Source organism: Streptomyces sp. SID486, assembly GCF_009865385.1.
GTDB lineage: Bacteria > Actinomycetota > Actinomycetes > Streptomycetales > Streptomycetaceae > Streptomyces.
In genome coordinates, this window is record NZ_WWJT01000154.1 from 1 (window position 1) to 1,476 (window position 1,476).

Here is a 1,476-nt window from a genome sequence, read left to right on the forward strand (position 1 = left end):
CGGGCCGCAGACCGGCCCGCCGCCGCACGGTCGCCACGGCGGCGGCGTCGAGCAGCGCGAGGGGCGCCGGGCGGTCGGACGGGGCGTGCGCCGGTGACCGCCGGTCGGTGCCGAGGAGGGCGGTGGTGACCAGCTCTTCCCAGGTGCTCTCCGACGTCGTGGTGCCCCCGTCGGCATGTGTCCCGTTCATCGTGCCGCCCCCTTCATCGTTTTCCCTCCACCTGCCTGTGCGTGCGGTCCGCGCGGCTGGTCGCGCTGCCCGGCACCGCCTCGCCCGCGCTCTTGTCCGCCTGTGTGCGGCCCGTGCGGCGGGTCAACACGGTGGGGCCGCCTCGCCTGTGCTCTGCGCCTGCCTGCGTCTGTCTGCGTGTGCGGTTCGCGTGGCGGGTCCTGGCAGTGGGCTCGCCGCGCCTGTGCTCCTTTCGCCTGTCTGTGCGGGCCGCCGTGTGTGCGGGCCGCGTGGTCGGTCGGTGCGGTGGGCCCGCCTCGCCCGTGCTCTTCGCTCGCCCGGGTGTGGTCGGTGCGGCGGGGTCAGCACAGGGGTACCGCCTCGCCCACGCCCTCCGGCCAGGCGGTGAGCGGGGTGAAGCCGCGGTGGCCGCACTCGCCGAAGACCGTGACGGGTGCGCCGCCGGACAGGGCGACCAGCCGCCACAGGCCGGACCGGGAGCGGGCGGTACCCGTCAGCGGCAGGGCCGCGTCCGTGCCGGCGTCGGCCAGCTGCCACCGGTCGCCGTCGGGCACCGGTGTCACCCGGCCGAGGGTGACCGGGACCGACTCCAGCCAGGGGTCCTCGCGCAGCGCCTCGCCGTACCCGGCCGCCGCCTCGGCGGTGGTCACGCCCGGCGGGCGGAACGCGGCCGGGGCCGGGGTGGCGAACCGCTCGCCCAGGGCGGACCGGGGCTGGCCGGCGCCCGGATACGCCGACAGCTCGGCCTCCAGCGCCAGGCCGACCGGCAGGGACAGCTCCGGTGCCCGGCCCGCCGCGCCGTAGGACAGCAACAGCCGGGTCCGGCCGGACGCGGCGCCGTGCAGCCATATCCGGCGCGTCGTCAGCTTCGGGTCCACCGTGTCGTACTGGGCGAGGACCAGCCAGTGGTCGCGTACCGGCGGCCCGTCCGGTGCGGCGGGCAGGCCGAGCCGGGAGCGGACCGTGGCGGCGAGGGCGTCCGGCAGCAGGTCGCGGCGCAGCCAGCCCTGGTCGAGCAGGTGCAGCAGCGCGCACTCCTCCAGCAGCCGGGCCGGCCAGCCCGCTCCGGAGGCCGGGATCGCCCCCAACTCCCGCACGCGCGCGGCCAGCCCGGGTGCCTGGGCGTCGACCATGCGGGCCGCCGTCTCCTCCCACATCCCGTATCCCGCCTGCTCGGCCGTGGCCAGGCCGCCGCGCAGCAGGTCCGCCAGGCGCTGCTCCAGCTCGGTCGCGCCCGCCGTGACCCGTTCGGCCCGGCGCCCGGCCCGCCGCCGGGCCGCCTCCGG

At 78.3% G+C, this 1,476-nt stretch carries 1 protein-coding gene and 1 pseudogene; both read right to left on the reverse strand.

Annotation, left to right across the window (positions count from 1 at the left end):
* Window positions 1–190, reverse strand: a pseudogene (locus GT045_RS07530) (hypothetical protein); the annotation flags it as partial.
* A 341-nt stretch (window positions 191–531) separates the two neighbouring features.
* On the reverse strand, window positions 532–1,476 hold a 945-nt coding region (locus GT045_RS07535; RefSeq protein ID WP_161333686.1), incomplete at its 5' end, for an SWIM zinc finger family protein.